Origin of the sequence: Sulfitobacter indolifex, from assembly GCF_022788655.1 — a bacterium.
In the GTDB taxonomy this organism is placed as follows: Bacteria; Pseudomonadota; Alphaproteobacteria; order Rhodobacterales; family Rhodobacteraceae; genus Sulfitobacter; species Sulfitobacter indolifex.
Window position 1 is genome coordinate 2,093,748 of record NZ_CP084951.1, and the last position, 21,316, is coordinate 2,115,063.

General features: G+C 60.2%; 20 protein-coding genes. 14 read left to right on the top strand and 6 right to left on the bottom strand.

Going from position 1 to position 21,316, the window contains the following annotated elements; all coding sequences use genetic code 11:
- Positions 1–14: 14 nt before the first annotated feature.
- A complete protein-coding gene (locus tag DSM14862_RS10215; protein ID WP_007120196.1) occupies positions 15–1,298 on the bottom strand; it encodes a TRAP transporter large permease in 1,284 nt (427 codons plus the stop codon).
- Positions 1,295–2,428, bottom strand: a complete 1,134-nt coding sequence (locus DSM14862_RS10220; RefSeq protein ID WP_007120197.1) for an NAD(P)/FAD-dependent oxidoreductase — start codon at positions 2,426–2,428, stop codon at positions 1,295–1,297. The genes DSM14862_RS10215 and DSM14862_RS10220 overlap by 4 nt, the downstream gene beginning before the upstream one ends.
- Positions 2,429–2,583: 155 nt before the next feature.
- Here DSM14862_RS10220 and DSM14862_RS10225 point away from each other — a divergent pair, with 155 nt between their 5' ends.
- The gene (locus DSM14862_RS10225) at positions 2,584–3,201 is read left to right on the top strand and encodes a helix-turn-helix domain-containing protein (protein ID WP_007120198.1); all 618 of its coding nucleotides are present in this window, start codon (positions 2,584–2,586) and stop codon (positions 3,199–3,201) included.
- Between the two features lie 370 nt (positions 3,202–3,571).
- Here the strand turns inward: DSM14862_RS10225 and DSM14862_RS10230 are convergent, their stop codons facing one another.
- Positions 3,572–4,942, bottom strand: coding sequence for a sensor histidine kinase (locus DSM14862_RS10230; RefSeq protein ID WP_007120199.1), 1,371 nt, complete (start codon positions 4,940–4,942; stop codon positions 3,572–3,574).
- The gene (locus tag DSM14862_RS10235; protein ID WP_007120200.1) at positions 4,939–5,610 is read right to left on the bottom strand and encodes a response regulator transcription factor; all 672 of its coding nucleotides are present in this window, start codon (positions 5,608–5,610) and stop codon (positions 4,939–4,941) included. The genes DSM14862_RS10230 and DSM14862_RS10235 overlap by 4 nt, the downstream gene beginning before the upstream one ends.
- Positions 5,611–5,760: 150 nt before the next feature.
- On the opposite strand from DSM14862_RS10235, the gene DSM14862_RS10240 reads away from it, so the two are divergent.
- From DSM14862_RS10240 to DSM14862_RS10265, 6 genes are all read left to right on the top strand, one after another.
- On the top strand, positions 5,761–6,837 hold the full coding sequence (locus tag DSM14862_RS10240) for a type 2 periplasmic-binding domain-containing protein (RefSeq protein WP_007120201.1): 1,077 nt from the start codon (positions 5,761–5,763) through the stop codon (positions 6,835–6,837).
- A 71-nt stretch (positions 6,838–6,908) separates the two neighbouring features.
- The gene (locus DSM14862_RS10245) at positions 6,909–8,939 is read left to right on the top strand and encodes a tripartite tricarboxylate transporter permease (protein WP_007120202.1); all 2,031 of its coding nucleotides are present in this window, start codon (positions 6,909–6,911) and stop codon (positions 8,937–8,939) included.
- Positions 8,940–8,950: 11 nt separating this feature from the next.
- The gene (locus DSM14862_RS10250; RefSeq protein ID WP_007120203.1) at positions 8,951–10,039 is read left to right on the top strand and encodes a 4-oxalomesaconate tautomerase; all 1,089 of its coding nucleotides are present in this window, start codon (positions 8,951–8,953) and stop codon (positions 10,037–10,039) included.
- Position 10,040: 1 nt separating this feature from the next.
- Positions 10,041–10,856 carry a universal stress protein gene (locus tag DSM14862_RS10255; protein WP_007120204.1) on the top strand — a complete coding sequence of 272 codons (816 nt, stop codon included), beginning with the start codon at positions 10,041–10,043 and terminating at the stop codon, positions 10,854–10,856.
- A gap of 7 nt (positions 10,857–10,863) precedes the next feature.
- Positions 10,864–11,022, top strand: coding sequence for a hypothetical protein (locus DSM14862_RS10260; RefSeq protein WP_007120205.1), 159 nt, complete (start codon positions 10,864–10,866; stop codon positions 11,020–11,022).
- 9 nt (positions 11,023–11,031) lie between these two features.
- Positions 11,032–12,006, top strand: a complete 975-nt coding sequence (locus DSM14862_RS10265) for a D-2-hydroxyacid dehydrogenase family protein (RefSeq protein WP_007120206.1) — start codon at positions 11,032–11,034, stop codon at positions 12,004–12,006.
- Here DSM14862_RS10265 and DSM14862_RS10270 read toward each other — a convergent pair.
- The gene (locus DSM14862_RS10270) at positions 11,981–13,027 is read right to left on the bottom strand and encodes an AbrB family transcriptional regulator (protein WP_040701341.1); all 1,047 of its coding nucleotides are present in this window, start codon (positions 13,025–13,027) and stop codon (positions 11,981–11,983) included. The two genes, DSM14862_RS10265 and DSM14862_RS10270, sit on opposite strands and share 26 nt — an antisense overlap.
- A gap of 89 nt (positions 13,028–13,116) precedes the next feature.
- Here DSM14862_RS10270 and DSM14862_RS10275 point away from each other — a divergent pair, with 89 nt between their 5' ends.
- The 7 genes from DSM14862_RS10275 (at position 13,117) to queF (ending at position 19,085) form a co-directional block, all read left to right on the top strand.
- Positions 13,117–13,797: a GntR family transcriptional regulator gene (locus DSM14862_RS10275; RefSeq protein WP_007120208.1), complete on the top strand. Its 681-nt coding sequence runs from the start codon at positions 13,117–13,119 to the stop codon at positions 13,795–13,797.
- On the top strand, positions 13,794–15,179 hold the full coding sequence (gene tcuA, locus DSM14862_RS10280) for an FAD-dependent tricarballylate dehydrogenase TcuA (RefSeq protein WP_007120209.1): 1,386 nt from the start codon (positions 13,794–13,796) through the stop codon (positions 15,177–15,179). Before DSM14862_RS10275 ends, tcuA begins: the two co-directional genes overlap by 4 nt.
- Entirely contained in the window at positions 15,169–16,236 is a 1,068-nt protein-coding gene (gene tcuB / locus DSM14862_RS10285) for a tricarballylate utilization 4Fe-4S protein TcuB (RefSeq protein WP_007120210.1), read from the top strand. The genes tcuA and tcuB overlap by 11 nt, the downstream gene beginning before the upstream one ends.
- 610 nt (positions 16,237–16,846) lie before the next feature.
- Positions 16,847–17,548: a 7-cyano-7-deazaguanine synthase QueC gene (gene queC / locus DSM14862_RS10290; protein WP_007120212.1), complete on the top strand. Its 702-nt coding sequence runs from the start codon at positions 16,847–16,849 to the stop codon at positions 17,546–17,548.
- The gene (gene queD / locus DSM14862_RS10295; RefSeq protein ID WP_007120213.1) at positions 17,548–17,901 is read left to right on the top strand and encodes a 6-carboxytetrahydropterin synthase QueD; all 354 of its coding nucleotides are present in this window, start codon (positions 17,548–17,550) and stop codon (positions 17,899–17,901) included. The genes queC and queD overlap by 1 nt, the downstream gene beginning before the upstream one ends.
- Entirely contained in the window at positions 17,898–18,605 is a 708-nt protein-coding gene (gene queE, locus DSM14862_RS10300) for a 7-carboxy-7-deazaguanine synthase QueE (RefSeq protein WP_007120214.1), read from the top strand. The genes queD and queE overlap by 4 nt, the downstream gene beginning before the upstream one ends.
- 15 nt (positions 18,606–18,620) lie before the next feature.
- Entirely contained in the window at positions 18,621–19,085 is a 465-nt protein-coding gene (queF, locus tag DSM14862_RS10305) for a preQ(1) synthase (protein ID WP_007120215.1), read from the top strand.
- 213 nt (positions 19,086–19,298) lie between these two features.
- Here queF and DSM14862_RS10310 read toward each other — a convergent pair whose 3' ends face one another.
- The gene (locus DSM14862_RS10310; protein ID WP_040701343.1) at positions 19,299–21,281 is read right to left on the bottom strand and encodes a copper amine oxidase; all 1,983 of its coding nucleotides are present in this window, start codon (positions 21,279–21,281) and stop codon (positions 19,299–19,301) included.
- Positions 21,282–21,316 lie beyond the last annotated feature (35 nt).

Sequence of the window (21,316 nt, forward strand, 5' to 3'; positions counted from 1 at the left end):
TGGTTCTTCTTTTGTTACTTCCACAGCCCCAGAGTACGGGGCAGCCAAAGACTGATTTCTGGCGTGAAAACGAGGATCCCCAGAACGACGATCTCAGCGAATACGAAAGGCATGACCGCGCGGGCGAGCTTCCAATAGTTCACCCCGGTCACCGTTGAGACGATCAGCAGGCACCCTCCTAAGGGCGGCGAGACCAGCCCGATGCAGAGGTTGAAGCAAATGACGATGCCCAGATGCACGGGGTCGGCGCCATTGGCGAGCGCCACGGGGGCGAGCAAGGGTACAAGCAGTGCCAGTGCCACGGGCACGTCCATCACCATGCCTGCAAAGATGAAGATGACATTCATCAACAGCAGGAAGCCAACTGGACCCAAGCCCATCTGCTCAACCAGACCGGCTATCGCCTGCGGGATGCGCTCCAACGCTGCCAGGTGACCGAAGGCTGCGACCGCGCAAAGGATCATGAAAATCGAACCTGTCAGGATCGCGGTCCGGGAAAAGCTCTCCCAAATGTCCGTGGGGGTTAGCGGGGAGTAGAAGAAGGCTGCAACGACAGCGGCGAATACGGCTACGGCGGCGGCTTCGGTCGGGGTCATCCACCCCAAAACGATGCCGCCTACAATAATGACCGGTAGGCAGAGCGCTGGCAGCGCCGCAAAGATCGCGGGTAGCAGCGCTGGCGCCTCGCCCTTTTCCACACGCGGATGGTCGTCGCGCCAAGCATAGAACCCGTTGACCAGAAACAGGGCCGCGGCAAGAACAAGCCCCGGCAGTATCCCTGCCACAAACAGCGCGGCGACCGAGGTCTGCATTAACGCACCGTAGAAAATCAGGATGATTGAGGGGGGAACAATTGGGCCGATGATGGAAGAGGCCGCCGTGATCGCTCCGGCATATTCGGCGCTATAGCCGCGCTCCCGCATCGCTGGCACGAGCGTATTCGACAACGCCGCTGCATCCGCCACCGCGGAGCCGGAAATCCCGGCAAAGAAAACTGAGGTCATGATGTTCACATGCCCTAACCCGCCGCGCATGCGTCCAATCAGCGCCATGGAGAGATCGATGAGAGATTTGGTAACACCGCCTCGATTCATGAGCTCGCCCGCAAGAATAAAGAGCGGCATCGCCAGAAGCGAAAAGACGGATATCTGTGAGAAGACTTTTTGCGGCAGCACGGCCAGATACCGCGTGTTGTCGGATATCACGAAAGCCAGCACAGCCGCGCCGCCGATGACATAGGCCAGCGCCAGTCCCGACGCGAGCAAGACAGCGGCGATAAGTGGGACGACCCAGATCATTGCACGATCCCCGCTCGGTCAGGCGCCACCCGCGCCACATCGAAACCGGCGGTAGCAATATGATCAGGCACTGGCTTTCCCTGGACCAGCGCCGCTGCCAGGTTTCCGGCGGCGGGTGCCGACTGGATCCCATACCCCCCCTGCCCGGCCATCCAAAAAAATCCCGGCGCGCATTTCGAGAAGCCAATCACCGGCTCCTTGTCCGCGACGAAGCTGCGCAGTCCGGCCCATTTGTTTTCGATGCGTCGGATGTCGATGTCAAAAGCCGTCATGATCCGGTCCGCGCAAATCGCCACATCCATCTCATCAGGCTGCACATCGCAAGGATCGCATGGCGTTTCATCAGCAGGCGAGATCAACAACCGCCCCGCGTCGGGCTTGAGATAGAAGTTCTCATCAATATCAATTGTGATCGGCCCATCGCGGTGGGTGAAGCCATTCGGCTCGGCTATAACCATGGCGGTACGGCGCTTGGGTACGAGCCCAATGCTCTCCGCGCCCGCCATCAACCCAACTTCACCGGCCCATGCCCCAGCGGCGTTTACCACCACGGGCGCCACAAACCGCCCCTGCCGGGTCTCGATAGTCCATCCCGCACTATCATGTGTCAACGCTTGCACCGCAGCCTTGGTGATAAGAACCCCACCTGCCGCCTTGAACTGACGCAAATAGCCCTGATGCAGCCCGGCTACGTCAATATCTTGGCCGCCCGTATCCAGCATCCCAGCCGAGGCATAACCTGTGCGCAATAGCGGTTGTTGCGCCTGCATCTCTTCAGCAGTCAGCAGTTCAACGGGGCTGACGCCCGCGGCTTCTTCGTACAGAGTCTGAAGCGCGCCAACTTGATCATCTCGCGCGATCATGAGAATTTGGCGCGGGGTCAGCAGCGGTGCGGCGGCAAAACCTTCGGACGGCGCGTCGAAGAACTCCCGCGAGGCCCGTGTCAGGGCGCGCACGCCGGATGGCCCGTAATTCGGCGCAAACACTGCCGCGGAGCGCCCTGTCGTGTGATAGCCAGGCTGAGCTTCCATCTCCACAAGGATAACGCGCATTGACGGTGCGAGACCGGCTGCCAGAGAGGCCCCGGCGATGCCCGCGCCGATGACGACCACGTCTGAATTCTCCGCCATCTGATGCAACCTCAAGCCCCCAAGTGTCGATTCCACTGCTCAAACGCTACCTCTATTTTCCCATTAATCAATAAAAATTTTCGGATACGAAAATATTTCCCTTTCCGACAACCTGAGGGTAGTCTGTGTTTTTATCGCCAGAAGGACTATCGCCTATGACCACTGCCCATGCCTTGGGCGCGAGACTCCGCCACCTTCGCAAGTCCCGCAAACTTACCTTGAGCGCGCTGGCATCCTTGTCGGGCGTCGCTGTTTCCACCATCTCCAAGATCGAAAACGGCGCGCTGTCACCAACGCTCGACAAGGTGTTGCGGCTGGCCGATGGGCTCGACTTGTCGATCGGCCAGTTGATTGGAGAAGAACAGATCGACGATCACAAAAGCCAACCAAACAGCCGTCTCCTGTCCGCACGCGCCGACGACGGGATCGTAATCGACACGCAGAATTACGAATATCGCTATCTCTGTGCTGAGTTGACGAATAAACGCATGGTCCCGATACACGCGCGTATCAAGGCTTCAGGCTTGCAGGAGTTCGGCCCGTTGGAGCGCCATGGCGGAGAGGAGTTTCTGATTGTACTTGATGGTGAGATTGAAGTGCATACTGAATTCTATGCCCCCATTCGGCTAAGCCGCGGCGAGAGCATTTACCTCGACAGTACGATGGGCCATGCCTACGTTAGCGTTGGCGACCAAGAAGCAGAAGTATGCTGCATTTGTACGGAGCCTCTCCGCGTCACCGTCGACGGTCAAAGAGATCACGACAGTATTTAATCGCTGGTCGTCAAGGTTTGTTAACCCCTTGACCTCCAATCATCGTATCGGCTGCTTGTGTAAGTGCCGATCGGGTTCGACCCGTTAAATTGGTATATTTGCCGACACGTCACCTATCCACAATATGTCCGTTCGCGGCCCAAATCGGTCATTCGTTCTCTGTCGCATCTTCGGAACTCAGCCGCCTCGCCGATCCGTATGCGCCGGTTGGACAAGGAACCGAATTCATGAAGATTGGGCACCTGCAAGTAAGCGAAGCTGACATAGCTCGGATTGTGCGCAACAAACCACGAGGCGGCCGACAGGCTTTGTGCATCGACCCGCTTATCCGGTTGCGCGAAGTAAGATAGAAAGCCGCGCGCGGTTTATGTCAGGGTTTTGCGGTCGGCGACAGCGACGGAATTTTAAACTTTACCACCAGTCCCCTGTCCTGCGGCAACAGCTCGACTTCACCACCGTGACGGCGCAGGACATCTTGGACGATAGCAAGGCCAAGGCCGCTGCCCTCTCCTTCGCTCAATTGACCGAACCTTTGAAACGCGGCCTGCCCGCTGCTTTTGGGGATGCCAATGCCGTCATCTTGTACGATCAGCGCCGCATATCGTCCCTCGGCCATAGTACTCACGCGGATCGTTGAGAGGCCTGCACCACCATGAGATAGCGCGTTTTCAAGTAGATTGATGATCGCCTCACCGAGCAGCACATTGTCCCCATTCACCGGCAAAGGGGCAGGATGTGGCTCAAAGCCAAAGCCAATGTCCCGCGACAGGACCGTCGGGGCAAAGTCGCTGCACACTTCGGCAGCGATAGAGTTGAGTTCAAGCGCATCGAACGTTGGTGTCTCATCGTAACGCAACCGTTCAAGAGACAACAACTGATTGGCGAGGCGCGCAGATTTACGTGCGGCAGCAATCAATTCGCGTTCCCGCAAACGACGCTCTTGTGGATCGCTGACATCTGGCAAAACCTCGGCCAGCGACAACAATGCCGACGCGGGGTTGCGCAGCTGATGCGCGGCGTTGGAGATGAAGACCTGATGATCCTCGATGCTCTGCCGTACTTGCCCGAACAGCCGGTTCAACGTGGCGACAATGCCAGAAACCTCTGTCGGCACCGCGCGGCGAATATCACGCAGGTCATCGGGGGATCGGTGCTGAATAGCGTCTTGCAAATCGTTCAAGGGACGCAGGCCAATCTTCACCCCGAACCACACCACAAACGCAAGTGCGGCCATCAAGCTGGCGATCAGAGCAGCAGCGCGCCGCGCCAAGGCGGCGGCAAAGGCGTTCCGATCACTGTCCCTTTGCCAGACCGTTACAATCGTGTCGCCGGTCAAGTTGCCGATGGTCGTGCTTTCCGTCATCCGCAATACGCGCACCGGCTCGCCCCGATATTCCGCCATCGAGTAGTTCAGCCTATCCTCGCCTGTTCGGTTGCCGGATACCGGCGGATAGGCATAGCCGGTGATGTAAATACCGCCGGGACCCGTTACGTGATAAAAAAGCTCACCTCCCCCGGCGTCAGAGACAAAATCCCGCGTGCTGGGTGACAGCGCGTCCCCACCAGAAATTGCCACATCACGGGAAATGGCCAAAGCTGCGGCCAGCAGGCTGCGGTCGAACAGGGTTTCAGAGGTGCGCTGCGCGACTTCAAAGCGCCAAAACCCCAGAATGACAGAGAGCAACAGCAGCGGCGGCAGGATCAGCAAGAAAAGCCGCGAGCGTAGCGACATCGCGGTCATGCGCTGTCGACCTCAAGCATATAGCCCAGCCCACGGGCGGCTTTGATGCGGATGCCGAAGGGCTCCAACCGTTTGCGAAGACGCGACACATGCGGCTCGATTGCGCTGTCTTCCTGCTCGGCCCCGGTGCCATAGACATGGGTGATCAACTGGGATTTCGACACGATCCGCCCGCGCCTTTCCAGCAGGCATTCAAGCGTCGCTAGCTCTTTGCGGGGGAAGGCCAGTGGCTGTTCATCCTTCAACAATTGGCGGTTAGTGCGGTCAAAGATCAAGGGACCGAGCGCGTCGCGGGCGGCAAACTCAAGGTTCTTGCGCCGCGCCATGGCCCGCAGTCGGGCCTCTAGCTCATCCATTTCGAAGGGCTTGGTCAGGTAATCGTCGGCCCCGGCATCCAGCCCTGCCACTCGCTCTGACGTCTCTGCCCGGGCGGTCAGCAGGATCACCGGCGTCCCGTCGCCACGGCGGCGCAGACGGGCCAGAACCTCCAACCCATCACTGCCGGGCAAGTTGCAATCGAGCACGATCAGGTCTGCCCCCTCATGGCGCAGAAAAGCGTCTGCCTCTTCACCGTCATGCAGCAGGTCCACCGCATGGCCACGATCCCGCAGGCGATGGGCAATTCCTTGCGCAAGGGCCTCATTGTCTTCGATGACTGCAATACGCATGATTAAAACTTAATCCTAATGCGCAAGCTTTGCGCAAGGTTGGGAAGGCAGTGTGCCCGTGTTGGAGGAGGGATTCGTTCCCTAAAACAAATACGAATTACGGCAGACGTGAAAGTCTGACCGATACAAAATGTCTACGGGAGGACACCTATGACTATCAAGTATTTCGCCGCAACCGCTGCATCCGCCGCTTGCCTTGCTGCCCCGGCGCTCGCCGAGGTTGACTTTGCAGGAAAGACGATCGAGTGGGTCATCCCCTTCTCGGAAACCGGTGGGTCGGCCAAATGGGCCAACTTCTTTGCCCCGCTTTTGTCCGAAGAACTGCCGGGCAACCCGACAGTCGTCGTCAAGTTCATGCCGGGTGCCGGTTCAACCAAAGGCGCCAACTGGTTCCAAGAGCAAGAGCATGACGAGGGCACGGTCCTGTTCGGCACCTCCGGCTCGACCCAGTTCCCATATCTGCTGGACGATCCGCGCGTGCGCTATGAGTACAGCGACTGGAACCCAGTTATGGCATCGGGCACCGGGGGCGTCGCCTATCTGAACCCCACGGACGGTAAGAAGTTCGACGGCACCGCCAATAACCTCAAAGACGTCAACTTCATCTACGGCTCGCAGGGGGCCACGCGCCTTGACCTCGTGCCGCTGCTGGCATGGGAAATGCTGGGCATGAACGTCGAGCCGGTCTTTGGCATCAAAGGCCGTGGCGATGGCCGCCTGATGTTTGAGCGCGGTGAGGCCACGATCGACTATCAGACCTCGTCGAGCTACCTCGGTGCCTCTGCTGATCTGGTCGAAAAGGGTCAAGCCGTGCCGATGATGACATGGGGCGCGCTGGACGAGGACGGCAACATCGTTCGCGACCCCACCTTCCCCGAAATCGCGACCTTTAAGGAAGTCTGCGAAGCGACCGAAGGCTGTGAGACCGAAGGTGAGGCATGGGACGCATGGAAAGCATTCTTTATCGCTGGTTTCCCTGTGCAAAAGATCGCCTTCCTGCCTGCAGGCTCACCCGACGATGTGATCGCAACTTACACAGCGGCTTTTGACGCAGTGCGCAACCGCGAAGACTTTGCTCAGATTGCCGAGAAACGCGTCGGTAAGTACCCCGTCTTTGTAGGCGAAGGCGCGGCCAAGGCGACGCAGCGCGGCACGACTGTCTCTGCGGAGGCGAAGGCCTTCGTCACCAACTGGCTGCAAGAAGCCTATGGCGTTTCGCTGAAGTAAGCGAAACCCTACCGGCCCCGGGACAACCTCGGGGCCACCCCCCCTTTTTCTAACATTTCGAGGTCGGTGCGATGGATCTGTTCGCAACCGCTCTGCCTGCGCTTGGCGAGGCATGGGCTCTAATTCTGCAACCTATGGTTCTGGGATATCTGGTGCTGGGCGTGGTCATGGGCCTCGCGGTCGGGGTCTTTCCCGGTCTCGGTGGGATCGCGGGGCTGTCGCTGCTCTTGCCGTTCATGTTCGGCATGGACCCGGTGCTGGGTCTGGCGCTGATGATCGGCATGGTCGCGGTCGTGCCGACCTCTGACACTTTCGCCTCGGTCCTAATGGGCATCCCCGGCTCCTCGGCCAGCCAAGCCACGGTGCTTGACGGCTTCCCGATGGCTAAGAAGGGCCAAGCCGCGCGGGCGTTGTCTGCGGCGTTCACCTCATCGCTTTTCGGCGGGCTGGTCGGCGCGGCATTCCTGACAATGTTCATCGTCGTGGCGCGGCCCATCGTGTTGTCCTTTGGCCTGCCCGAGATGCTGATGATCTCAATCCTCGGCCTGTCGATGGTGGCGGTGCTGGCGGGGCGCGTGGCGCTCAAAGGTCTTGCGGCGGCGGGGCTCGGCCTGCTCATCGGCACCATCGGTGAGGCCGACGCGGGCGGCTCCCTGCGCATGGCGACCTATGACATCCCCTACCTGACGGACGGGCTGAAACTGGTGATCGTTGGCTTGGGCATCTTCGCGGTGCCAGAGATCGTATCGCTCCTGCGCCAAGACCGTGCCATCTCAAAAGAAGCCAAGCTTGGCGCAGGCTGGGGCGAAGGCGTGCGCGACTGGGTTGATAACAAATGGCTCTCGGTGCGCTGCTCGCTGATCGGCGTTGTGGTTGGCGTTATTCCGGGCCTTGGTGGCTCGGTCGTTGATTGGATCGCCTATGGCCATGCGGTTCAAACGACGAAAGACAAATCGAACTTTGGCAAGGGCGAAGTGCGCGGCGTAATCGGGCCGGAAAGCTCGAACAACGCGAAAGAGGGCGGCGGCTTGGTCCCTACCCTGCTCTTCGGCATTCCCGGCTCTGGCTCCATGGCGATCTTCATTGGTGCCATCGCGCTGTTGGGATCTGGCGAGATCGAAGTCGGCCCATCGATGCTGCGCGACAATCTCGACATCACCTATTCGATCGTATGGCTATTAGCGCTGGCCAATGTCGTTGGCACGCTGCTGTGCATCGCGGCCTCGGGCGGGATCGCCAAGCTGACCACCATCCGCTTTACCTACCTCGCGCCGTTCCTCTTCATGCTGATCTCCTTCGCGGCGTTTCAGTCTGGGCAGAACTTTGAAGACATCCTCGCACTTTTCGCAATCGGCCTGATCGGCATCTTCCTGCGCCGCTTTGATTGGTCACGGCCGGCGTTCCTGATCGGTTTCGTTCTGTCCAACCCGGTCGAGAAATTCTCGAACCAAGCGTTTCAGATCGCCTCTTTCCGGTTCCGCAAATCCTTTGAGGAAGGCATGGAGTACATCTTCTCGCCTATCGTCATCGTTCTGCTGATCGTTACCGTCGTTTCGGTGGTGCTGGGCCTGCGTCAAGCCAAGTCGATCATGGCCGAAGGCGATGTCCAGTCCGGCTCTAAACGCGCACCGTTGGTCTTTTTGCTGATCATCATGGGCTATGTCGTGGCCGCGCTGATCAATGCCTCGCTGATCCCTGACTACAACATGACCGACAAGATCGTGCCGCTGGTTGTGGGTGGCATCGCATTGGCCGCGCTGCTGATCCTGCTGGTGCAGATGATCCTGCGCCCTGAAAGCAATGCGATCTTTGCCGATAAGGAAGTCTCAGGCGAGGACGCAGATGCGCCCTATGGCCTTTGGGGTACTTTGGCTTGGTTCGCGGGGCTGATCGTTGCGACCTACTTCGTCGGGTTCATCCTCGCGCTCTTGGGCTTTTTGGTCAGCTTCCTGCGGGTCCGCGCCCAAGCACATTGGCCGAAAACCTTAATCCTGACCGCCTGTGGCATTGCGCTGATGTGCGTCATGGCTGGTGCGCTCAACCGCGATTTCCCGCCGGGTCTGCTGCAAGACGCAGTCGACTTGCCGTGGCCGCTGAATTGAGGAGCGTTGAGATGACCCAAACAGCTATCCCTTATCTCTTCATGCGCGGCGGTACATCGCGTGGGCCATATTTTAACCGCGCGGATCTGCCAGAGGATCGCGAAACATTGGCCGAAGTGCTGCTCGCCGTTGTCGGCTCCGGCCATCCGCTCAACATCGACGGCATCGGCGGCGGCGCGGCGGTGACGACCAAGGTCGCGATGCTTTCCCCGTCGGAGGACGAGTGGGCCGATGTGGACTACTTTTTTGCGCAGGTTTCGGTTGAAGATCGGTTGGTCGATTTCAAACCCACCTGCGGCAATATCCTGTCGGGTGTCGGCCCTGCGGCGGTCGAAATGGGCCTCGTTCGACCTGACGGCGATGTAACGGATGTGAAAATTCACGCCATCAATACTGGGGCCAAAGTGCTGGCCAAGGTGCTGACCCCCGGCGGCGTTTTGACCTATGACGGCGACACCGAGATCGCAGGCGTGCCCGGTGCTGGTGCCGCCGTGGCGCTGAACTTCATGGGGGTTGTCGGCTCTTCGACCGGGGCGTTTTTGCCCACGGGCAACATCCGCGATACCTTTGACGGGATCGAGGTCACCTGCATGGATGTGGCCATGCCAATGGTCATCGCCCGCGCGACGGACTTCGGCCTGACCGGCTATGAGAGCGTCGCTGTTCTCGATGCAAACAAAGATTTCTTTGCGCGTATGGAAGCGATCCGTCTTCAGGCTGGAGCAGCAATGGGCATGGGGGACGTGTCAAAGTTCGTTACGCCAAAGTTCGGCCTGCTGGCCCCTGCCCGAGACGGCGGCACCATCACGACACGCTATTTTATGCCGTGGAACACGCACCCATCCATGGCGGTGACCGGGGCACAGTGCCTTGCCTCCTGCGCGCTCACGCCGGGCAGTGTGGCGGATGGGCTGCTCGACCGCCCCACCCAGAGCCCTGCCGATATAGTGCTCGAACACGCCTCGGGCACGATTGACGTGCTGGTGGATTACGAAACGTCAGAGGGGTTCGCGCTGAACTCCGCCGGGTTGCTGCGGACGGCACGGAAACTGGCGGATGGCTGTGTCTTTGTTCCGTCGCGCATCTGGGAGGGTCGCTGATATGCCCGTGATGAACTTGCTTGTCGCCTTCAACGGCTCCGACGCCTCCGTCGCCGCATTGCGCTATGCCGCTTCTCTCGCCAAACAGCGTGGCGCGCATGTCACGGCGATCCTCGCCCATACCGCGCATGAGGTGATCGACCGTCGCTCGCGTTGGATCCCCGAAGAGGCCCGCGCCCTGCTGGAGGCTGCCAATAGCGAGATTGTGGCCGAGGTTACCCGACAGTTCGAAGAATTACGCCCCGCGCTTGATCTGGGTGACGCGCTGGATTTCCGTGATGAGACTGGCCGCGTTGACACGCTGCTTTCAGAGGGCGCGCGGTACTATGACATGCTGATCGTCGGTGCCCGCGCCGAGAGTGATGATGCCCATGTGACCCACCACCCCGATCGCATCGCGTTGCAATCCGGACGTCCGGTCATCGTGGTCCCGGCGGGCTATGACGCGGGCGCGCAGCATAGCCATGCGGCATTGGCGTGGGACGGCGGGCGCGCCGCCGCGCGGGCACTGTCAGACAGCCTGCGTCTGCTTGAGGCCGAAGGCCGGGTCAGTGTTTTGACGGTCGGAAAACGGACCTCCTGGCCGATCACCGATCTGATGACCCATCTTGACCGCCACGGCGTCGAAGCGGTGCATGAGAACTTCCCCACGAGCCATCCGGTGGCGCAAACTCTGCTGTCCTATTGCGAACGCCATGATCCCTCCCTGCTGGTCCTCGGAGCCTATGAGCATTCCAAGTTCCGCGAAGACTTCCTTGGCGGGGTGACTGCCGAGGTGCTGGAAAAGATCAAGATCCCCGTTTTGTTGTCCCACTGAGAAGCGAATGATGACCAATTACGAGAAAATCCGCATCGCCCGCCATGATCTGGAAAAACTGCGCGCCGAGCTGATTGCCAGCCTCAACACGCAAAAAGACCGCGACCCTGATCTGCTCATCCTCCATGAACGGGTGAGCAAAGCGATCAACGCGCTTTCCGCGTAGGGGGCTGCGATGAAAGTCCATATCCTCGACGACTGGTTCGACACCCTGCGCAGCCTGCCCTCCTTTGACCTGCTGGCAGGGCACGAAGTCACCGTCTGGACGGACCATCAGCCCGATGAGACCGTCTTGGCTGACCGTTTGCAGGATGCCGATTGCGTGGTGCTCTTTCGCGAGCGGACGAAGGTGACGCGGGGGCTGCTGGAGCGACTGCCGAACTTGCGGTTAATTTCGCAGCGCGGCGCCTATCCGCATGTGGATGTCGCGGCCTGCACTGACAACGGCGTGTTGCTGTGTTCCAACAAAGGGGCAGATGGGGCCAACCATGCGGCGGCGGAGTTGACCTTCGCGCTGATCCTCGCTGCCATGCGGCAACTGCCGCAGCAGATGGCCAGCGCCAAGGCTGGCAACTGGCAGATGGGCGTCGGGCGTAGCCTGCGCGGGCGGCGACTGGGGCTTTATGGCTATGGGCGCATTGGCCGTGTTGTGGCCGACTATGCGCGCGCATTCGGGATGGAGGTCGTCTGGTGGGGGTCCGATGCCGGGCGCACGCGGGCGAAAGGCGACGGTGAGACTGTCGCCGAAAGTCGCCAAGCGTTTTTCGGAACATGTGACGTGGTCTCGCTGCACCTGCGGCTCACCCCTGAGACTCGCGGCAGCGTCACGGCTGAAGACCTCAGCGCCATGCCGCCCCGCTCGATACTTGTGAACACCTCGCGGGCCGGGCTGATTGCCGAGGGCGCGTTGCTGCAGGCGCTAAATGCTGGTCATTTAGGCACGGCAGCGGTGGATGTCTTTGACACAGAGCCGCTGACCAACCCTAATGACCCCCTGCTCTCACACCCCAAGCTGATCGCCACCCCGCATATCGGCTTTGTCACCGAAGACGAATTCGACAAGCAATTCGCTGATATCTTCGCGCAGGTGAATGCTTACGCGGCGGGCGCACCCATCCATATGATCAACCCTTCCGTCTACGTGCCATAAGGCCCGCAACCAGCGGCGCGCCGACGATCACCAGCACGATGCGGGTCAGGTGGTGCGTGATGACAAAGCCCAGATCTGCGCCGGTTACGATGGCCAACACCGTCATTTCGGCCTGCCCCCCCGGCGCGAAGGCGAGGAACGCTTCGACCGGATCGCCCAGCCCCATCCCGGTGACGAATGCGGTAAAGCCTGCCGCAAGCACCGCTAGTACCAGCACATAAGCGATGCCCGCCAGCACCACCCGCGTCAGCTCGCCCCATGTCACGCCCAGAAAATGCACGCCGATTCCGCAGCCGATAAAGAACTGCGCGGCAAGGATGGCCTCGGCTGGCGGGCGGCTGTGGATCAGGCCGGAAAGTGACAGCACGGCGGTGACGATCATGGGGCCAAGGATTGACGCGCCGAACAGGCCGATCCGCTCTCCCCCCTTCCAACCGATCAGGGCTGCGGCGGCCATCAAGGCCATCTCGCCCAGAGGTAGTTCAGTCACCGGGGCGCCTATGGGATTGGTCAGCCCCGCCCCGTAAGCCAGGGTCAGGAAAGCTGGCGCAAGGGTGACGATAATCAGCACCCGCGTGGCGTGGATCAACGACAACGCACGCGGATCGCCCCCCGCTTCTGCACCAAAGATCACCATGTCCTGCAAGCCGCCCGGCATCGCGGCGTAATAGGCCGTCGGCGCGTCGAACCCCCAGACCCGGCGGAAGAACGGGACACCGATTAAGCCGATGAGCGCGATGAAGACCGGCACCAGCGCCACCGACAGCGCCATTTGAGGAAGTTGGTGAAACAGGTCAGGCGTGATTGACGCCCCCACTGCCACCCCAAGGATCGTGCGCGCCGCGATCGAGACCTGCCCAAAGCCTTTGATCGGCACGTTCGACAATGCCGCGATAAGGCAAGCCGCCATGGGGCCAAAAAGGAATGGCAGCGGCAGATCAAGCCACCAAAAGAGCAAAGTTCCAGCCCCCGTAAGGATCAGGGTAAGCGCGCGGCTTCGGGTCGGTTGGGAGATGCGCATCGGGTTCAACTCGCTTATTCTTCCGGGCTTGACCGCTATTGGATACGATTGTATCCACTTGTATGCAATAGCGACTGTAGGGGCATTTCATGAGCGAAGAAGACCGCACACCGCAGGGCAACTCTGCCTATGCTCAGCTGATGGATGAACTTCGCGCCGGACGGCTGAACCCCGGCGACAGGCTGCGTGAGACTGAATTGGCAGAGCGTTTGGGCGTCTCCCGCACCCCGGTGCGCGAGGCGATCCGCCAGTTGGAGGCTGACGGCGTCGTGGCTCACATCCCGCGCCAGGGTGCAAGCATCCGCACCCTGGACTATGCCGAGGTGATGGAGCTTTACGAGATGCGCGCCGTGCTGGAGGGCACCGCCGCGCGACTGGCTGCCCGCGCCGCGTCGGACATCGAGATCGAAGAGTTGCAGGACATGAACCGGCAACTCGCCACCCTAGGCAGCGTGCCCGAAGCCTTCACCCTCAACCGTCAGTTTCACGCAGCCCTCTTGGACGCAGCCAAGAACCGTTTCCTAACCCGTTCGATCCATACGTTGCAGAAGACGCTGATGATCCTTGGCCCGACGACACTCACCGATCCGGCCCGCGCCGAGAGAGCGGTGGAGGAGCACTTTGGCATACTCGACGCGATCAAGGCCCGCGATGCTACCCTCGCCGAAGCGGCCATGCGCGCGCATATCGAAGCGGCCCAGCGGGTCCGGGTTCGCGCCCTGCGCGCACAGCCGTCGCGCGATCAGACCTATGACGGAGACCTGCTGTGACCGAGCCTTACGATATTGTCGTGATCGGCGGCGGCAATGCAGCACTTTGTGCCGCGATCACCGCAGCCGAGGCCGGCGCCCGCGTGCTGATCCTAGAAACGGCACCGAAACCCTACCGGGGCGGCAATTCGCGCCACACCCGGAACTTCCGCTGTATGCACCACGGGCCGCTGGGGCCACTGGTGGAAAGCTACACCGAAGAGGAATACCTCGCCGATTTGATGAAGGTGACGGGTGGCCAGACGAATGAGCACCTCGCCCGCCTCGCCATCCGCACTTCAGAGGAATGCCTGCCTTGGATGGAGGAACATGGCGTTCGCTTTCAGCCATCGCTCTCTGGCACCCTGTCCTTGGCACGCACCAACGCCTTCTTCCGTGGCGGCGGCAAAAGCCTTGTGAACGCCTATTACCGCACTGCCGAGGGGTTGGGCGTGGATGTGCTTTATGAAGCTGCCGTGACCCATCTGGAACTGGAAGGCGACCGGGTGACGCGGGTGGATTACACCCATGAGGGGGCCGCTAAGAGCCTTTCGCCCAAATCTGTCGTCGTTGCTTCTGGTGGCTTTCAGGCGGATACCGACTGGCTGGCGCGCGCATGGGGACCAGCGGCGAAGAACTTTTTGATCCGCGGCACACCCTACAATCGCGGCGTGGTACTGGCGGACCTGCTGGACCAAGGCATCGCACAGGTGGGCGACCCGACCCAATGCCATGCTGTCGCCATTGACGGGCGCGCGCCAAAGTTTGACGGCGGGATCGTAACGCGGCTGGACTGCGTGCCCTTCTCCATCGTCGTCAACAAGGACGCGCAGCGTTTCTATGATGAGGGCGAAGATGTCTGGCCCAAACGCTACGCGATCTGGGGCCGTTTGGTGGCTGCCCAGCCCGAGCAGGTCGGTTATGTCATCATTGATGCGAAATCGTTGAACCTGTTCATGCCTTCCGTTTTTCCACCGATTAAAGCCGATACGCTGGCGGAACTGGCCGGAAAGATGGGCCTACCCGCTGACGCGCTGGAGCAAACCGTGGCTGAGTTCAACGCCGCCTGCGGCGATCAAAGTGCCTTTCACTCCACCGAGCTTGACGGCGTGGCAACCACTGGGCTCACCCCGCCCAAGACGAACTGGGCGCGACCGATCACAGAGCCGCCGTTTTACGGCTACAGCCTGCGCACCGGCGTCACTTTTACCTATCTCGGGCTGAAAGTGGATGAAAATGCGCAGTGTTCTAGCGCCGACCAGCCGGTCAGCAACCTCTGGGCGGCGGGGGAAACCATGGCGGGCTCAATCTTGGGCCAAGGCTATCTCGCCGGGTTTGGCATGACCATCGGCACCGTCTTCGGACGTATCGCAGGTAAGGAGGCCGCAGCTCATGCAAACTGATCTACTCCAAGAGGCGCGCCGTCAGGCCGAGATCTGCAACGCTTGCCGTTATTGCGAGGGCTACTGTTCTGTCTTCCCGGCTCTCCAAGCCGACCGCGCCTTCTCTGACGGGGATCTGACGCAACTTGCAAACCTCTGTCACAACTGTCGTGGCTGCTACTACGCGTGCCAATACACCGCCCCGCATGAGTTTGAGCTGAACCTGCCGCAAGCCTTGGCCGATGTGCGCCAAGACAGCTGGGAAGAGTTCGCCTTTCCCCGCGCCGCCGGGAAAGCCTTTCAGAAAAATGGCCTCGCCATCGTGCTCGCCACCATCTTAGGCTTTGCCTTGCTGTTTTGGGCCGCCCGTGCGCTGGCCGCCGCGGGGGGCGAAGGTTTCTACGCGGTGCTGTCTCACAATGCGATGGTAGCGATCTTCTTGCCCGCCTTTCTATTTCCACTCTTCAGCATCGCCATCGGTCTGCGGCGTTATTGGCAAACGGTTGGCGGTGCCCCGGTTCGCCTATCTCACTTAAGCGGAGCCATCGCCTCGATTGCCGACATGCGCAACCTCAAGGGCGGCCACGGCGACGGCTGCAACTTTGAGGACGAAGACCGTTTCACCCATGCCCGGCGCTATGCGCATCAGGCGATTATGTATGGCTTTCTTCTGTGTTTCGCGTCGACCAGCGTGGGAACACTGATGCACTATCTACTGAATATGCCCGCCCCCTATGGGCTGTTCTCGGCGCCCAAGGTTTTGGGGCTCTCCGGTGGTGTTCTATTGGTGTTGGGCTGTAGCAAGATGGTCTGGCTCAAGCTGCGCTCGGACAAATCGCTCGGCGCGACCAATGCCTTTGGGGGAGAGATTGCTTTTACCGGGCTGTTGGGGTTTGTCGGGTTGAGCGGACTGTTGCTCTATGCGGCAAGTGGCACTGGCTGGATGCCGGGCCTTTTGGTCATACACCTTGGCGCGGTGCTGGCGTTCTTTCTGCTGACACCTTTCACCAAAATGGCGCATGGGTTTTACCGAATGGCGGCATTGGTAAGGGATGCGCAGAGGCGTGAGGGGGGCTAACTTTGCGCTCTGCGAGAGTGATAGTGTTCTCAGGGCGCCGATTTTGAACCTCGTTATAGCTTGGGTTTGAAAAGAGACGCCTGCCTCAAGGCTTTACCTTCGAAAGAAATGCAAACCTGTGCCGTATCGCAACGTCCGATAGGAAATAGATTGCAGCGACCTTCTGGCCCGTTGCTGTCTGCTGTGGCAGGTAGATCGCGAAACGCATGTCGCGGTATAGGTATCGCTCACAACTACTTCAATGCGTTCACGGTGACAGCGGCCTTGCGCATCTTGCAAGTATCTTGATCGCCAAGGAAATAATCGCTGAGAAGTCTCACGTTTCGGATGCTCGCCTCCGGAAGGGCAATACGCTGACCCCGGTCAACCAAAGCTGGCGAGCATTTTTAACAAGCGAAGGCGAGCCCTTAATTTACCCCTTCGAGAGGGCCTCCATAGCCCTGACCAGACATTAAGCTGCTCTGTGGAAAACGGTCGTTCTTGTCCAAAGGATGATCAGGTCGAGCACATCACGATGCGCACCCAACCCCGCTTGCAATCTGTGTAATATCTGCAATAAGCCCCGCCATCCGGTCGCAGCCTACCCGGACATCAAAACAAGGGCCCCAAAATGAAAACACTTGTCATCTGCTCTGGCGGACTCGATTCCGTGTCGCTTGCGCATATCACCGCCGTCGAGCATCAGCTCACCCGGCTTGTCTCTTTTGACTATGGTCAACGCCACCGCAAAGAGGTCGACTTTGCCGAAGCCGCCGCCAAGCGGCTTGGCGTGCCGTTCCACTTGATCGACATGCGCGGCATCGGTGCGGCGCTGTCAGGCTCCGCCCTCACTGACGATATCGACGTGCCCGATGGGCATTACGCCGAAGACACGATGAAGATCACCGTCGTGCCGAACCGCAATGCGATCATGCTGTCGATCGGCTTTGGCATCGCGGCAGCGCAGGGGGATGAGGCCGTGGCCACTGCCGTGCACGGCGGCGACCACTTCATCTATCCCGACTGCCGCCCCGAATTCACCCGCGCCTTTGACGCAATGCAGCAGGCTGCGCTCGACGGCTATGCTCAGGTGCGCCTGCACACGCCGTTCGTCGAACAGAGCAAGGCCGAGATCGTCCGCCAAGGCGCGCAGCATGGCACACCCTTTGCAGAGACGTGGTCCTGCTACAAAGGGGGCGAGGTCCATTGCGGGCGCTGCGGCACCTGTGTTGAGCGGCGCGAGGCTTTCCATTTGGCCGAAGTCAGCGACCCCACGGTCTATGCCGATCCGGACTATTGGACCGAAGCACTGGCCACGCGAGGGGAGAGCTGATGTTCCGCATTCGCAAAGAATTCCACTTCTCCGCCAGCCACCAATTGACCCACTTGCCCGACGACCACCAATGCGCGCGGTTGCATGGGCATAACTATATCGTCGTGGTCGAACTGGCCGCCGAGGCGCTGAACGCCGACGGCTTCGTGCGCGATTATCACGACCTGAAGGCGCTCAAGACCTATATCGACGATCACTTTGACCACCGGCATCTGAACGATGTAATGGACGGCCCCTCCACCGCCGAGAACATGGCAAAACATTTCTATGACTGGTGTGCTGCACGTTGGTCCGAGACCAGTGCCGTGCTGGTCAGCGAGACGCCCAAGACATGGGCGGAATACCGGCCATGACCCTGCGCATCGCCGAGATTTTCGGTCCCACCATTCAGGGCGAAGGCGCGCTGATCGGGGAGCCCACGGTGTTCGTCCGCGCGGGCGGCTGTGACTACCGTTGCAGCTGGTGCGACAGCCTGCACGCCGTCGAGAGCCAATACCGCCACACTTGGGCACCGATGAGTTCTGAGGACGTGTGGCGCAAAGTCCGCAAGCTGTCAGGTGGCCAGCCGCTGACTGTGTCGCTCTCGGGCGGCAACCCTGCCATTCAGGACTTCGGCCCGCTGATCAAAATGGGCAAAGCCGCGGACTACCGTTTTGCCTGCGAAACCCAAGGGTCCATCGCGCGCCCGTGGTTTGCCGATCTTGATACGCTGGTGCTGTCCCCCAAGCCGCCGTCCAGCGGTGAGGACGTTGATTGGGACGCCTTTGATGCCTGCCGCACCATCGGTGCAAAGGCGCGGCAACAGGTGATGAAAATCGTAATTTTCGACGAGATCGACTACCAATGGGCGCGCGAAGTGCATGCCCACCACCTTGATATCCCCCTCTACCTCCAGCCCGGCAACCCTGAAGTCGACCCCGCCACCCCGGTTGATCCGCAGGCGCTGGCTGACCGGCTGGGCTGGCTCACTGAAATGGCGATGGCCGATAGCTGGTTCGCCCCCCGTATCCTGCCGCAGCTTCATGTCCTGATTTGGGGCAACAAGCGCGGCGTCTGACCGATGGAGACACCTATGTCCGATGACATCTATAGCAATCTCAAACAACTCGGCGGTGAGACCCGCATCCCCGCCAGCCCCGAAGAGGCCGAGCTTGAGCGGGTGCCCAATCCGCAGGCCGATGTGGCCTATAACGTGCGTTTCACCGCGCCGGAGTTCACTTCGCTTTGCCCGATGACCGGCCAGCCGGACTTTGCCCATCTGGTGATTGACTATGTGCCCGGCCCGTGGCTGGTGGAGTCGAAATCGCTCAAGCTGTTCCTGACCTCGTTCCGCAACCACGGCGCGTTTCATGAGGATTGCACGATCTCAATCGCACGTCGTTTGGCCGATTTCCTTGATCCACAATGGCTTCGCATTGGTGGCTATTGGTATCCGCGCGGGGGCATCCCGATTGATGTCTTTTGGCAGACCGGCCCGCTCCCGGAAGGCGTGTGGATTCCTGACCAGGGTGTTCCCCCTTACCGAGGTCGGGGCTGAGAGCCGCAAACAAGCTGCCGCGCGTAAAGCGGACTGAGGCGGACATCGCGAGACGCGTCAGCAAGCTGGCCGGTGTTGCCCCTTAAGGTCAGCGCCCATTTGCTTCGCAAGTAAAAGTGATTTCGCTGATATCCGCATGCTCGTCGAAAACCTCCTCAACGAGAAAGACGAGCAGCCCAGTGCTGCTCGTCTTTGTCTTTTTATCACGCGTCCTTATTCAGGATCGCGGATCGTGATCGCCGGGTTCATTGGGAAGAAGTTGTGCGGCATGATATGCACGGTCTTCCATTCGGTCGACATCACAGGCCAGTCTTCGGTGCGGGGCACATGGTGGAAGCCCGCGGTGAACCACGTCACGATGTCCTGATCCTGTAGCGGCGCGTCTTCCTTGACCCATTGCGCCAGCGTGTCGGACCCATCACTTTGCAACGCGAACTTACCACCTGCGTAGCGTTCCTCAGGATCATGCACCGTGTTCCAAACCGAGTTTTCGATATAGGCGTTGCGGATCATCGGGGGGTCGTTCTCAAAGTCGAAGGGACCGTAGGCGACGCTACCGTGGTGGATCATATAGCCCGGCTTATGACCCAACGGCCCTTTCCGGTCGGGGTTTTGCAACATGAAGTAGCGCGGCTTGAACGAAGACACCTGATAGGTCGCCTCGGCCTCAGACTCGGGCATGTTATGCTCGACCTTCCACAGGGACCGGCGCGGGCTGTCATCGGCAACCTCGGCGGGCACAATGTCCATCGTCATGAAACGGTTGCTGGGCTGGTCGATGTCGAAATCGAGCCGGAAGTTGAAGTAGTGATCATGGTTCGCCGCCACCAGATTGGGCGCGATGAGCGTGCCATACTCCGTCTCGCGCGCCGCCGAAGGATCGTCCATCGAGGTCGCATCGGCACCTTTCACACCGTCCAGACCCGTGGCACCAATCTTGATCTCCATTTGACCGTTCTGTTTGAAACGGTAGTCGATCAGATAGTCGTAGTTGCCCACTTCGGACGCTGTACGCACCACCAATTCAGTCTCGGGCCGACCTTCAGCGGGGGTATATTGATCGGGGCCTTGGGCGAAGACCTCAAAATGTCGCCACGCAGGATCACCGATGTTGCGCTCAAAGATACAGACCGCGTCGGGGATCTCCAGCGGTTGGCCATCGTCGCCCGCGATCATCGCCGGCAGGAAGGTCGCATAAGACGGGCAGTCGATCCCGGCCACCAGCGGGGTCAGAAACAGGCCGAAGCCGTATTCGCCACTGTCCATATAGGTCCGCCAATAGAGCCCGGCGCTCGGGTCCATATAGGGCACGAAGACCTCAGATAGATGCGCTTGATAGAGCAACGTGCGCCACTCATCGCCATCCTTCACGTCAATGTTCGACAGCACCGGGCCGGGGCGTTTGTCGACCCGCAGGCGCATGCGCCACATGTCCCATTCCAGCGCGCCATCGGCATAGGTGAAGTTCGGCCCACCCTCTTGGGTCAGCACGGCGGGATTGGTCGCCGCGCGCTGAGGGGCGCGGGCCTCGATCTCTTCGCCTGTGTAGCCCCAGCCGTCTTCGGGGACCGCCACATTGCCTTCGTCGATCACGCGCAGCGCCTTGCCGGTTTGCAGATCGACCACGGCATAGATGTTCTCAATCGGCTTGGCGTAGAAGTTCGACCCCTCGGGCGAGACATAGCAGGGCACTTTCATCAGCCGCGTGCCGTCGTCTTCGTCCGAAAAGAAGTTGCCTGCGGTGAGCGGCAAACAGAACACCTGATCCGGCGTCAGCCCACGCTTTTCCAGCCCCGCGATCATGTCGGGATGCTCCAGCGCCGCCGTCATGGCATTGGCGAACTCGTTGAAAAGGATCATCGGCTGCCCCTCGGTGGGCGCGCTGCTTTCGATCTCTCCGGTGGTAAGGTTAACGATAGTCTCAACAAAGCCGCTGTTGTCGGCGTTGGACATATGCACCATCGCGCGACGGTCGAGCGTGTGACCCTCGCTCCACGCCAGCACATCGGCTTTGGGGGGCTCGATCAACTCAATCAGCGGATAGAGCGTCTCATCTCCAGCCAGATCGCCTGCGCGCAGGATTTCGTTGATCTTTTGGTATTCCTCACCGGAAAAACCATCAAGCGGATGCGCGAATGACGCCCCGCCAGTCAAGGCAAGGGCCGCGGCCCCGCCGAGTAGAGTTTTACGTAACATGCTGTCTCCCTTCATGTTTTTCTTTAAGGTGTCCG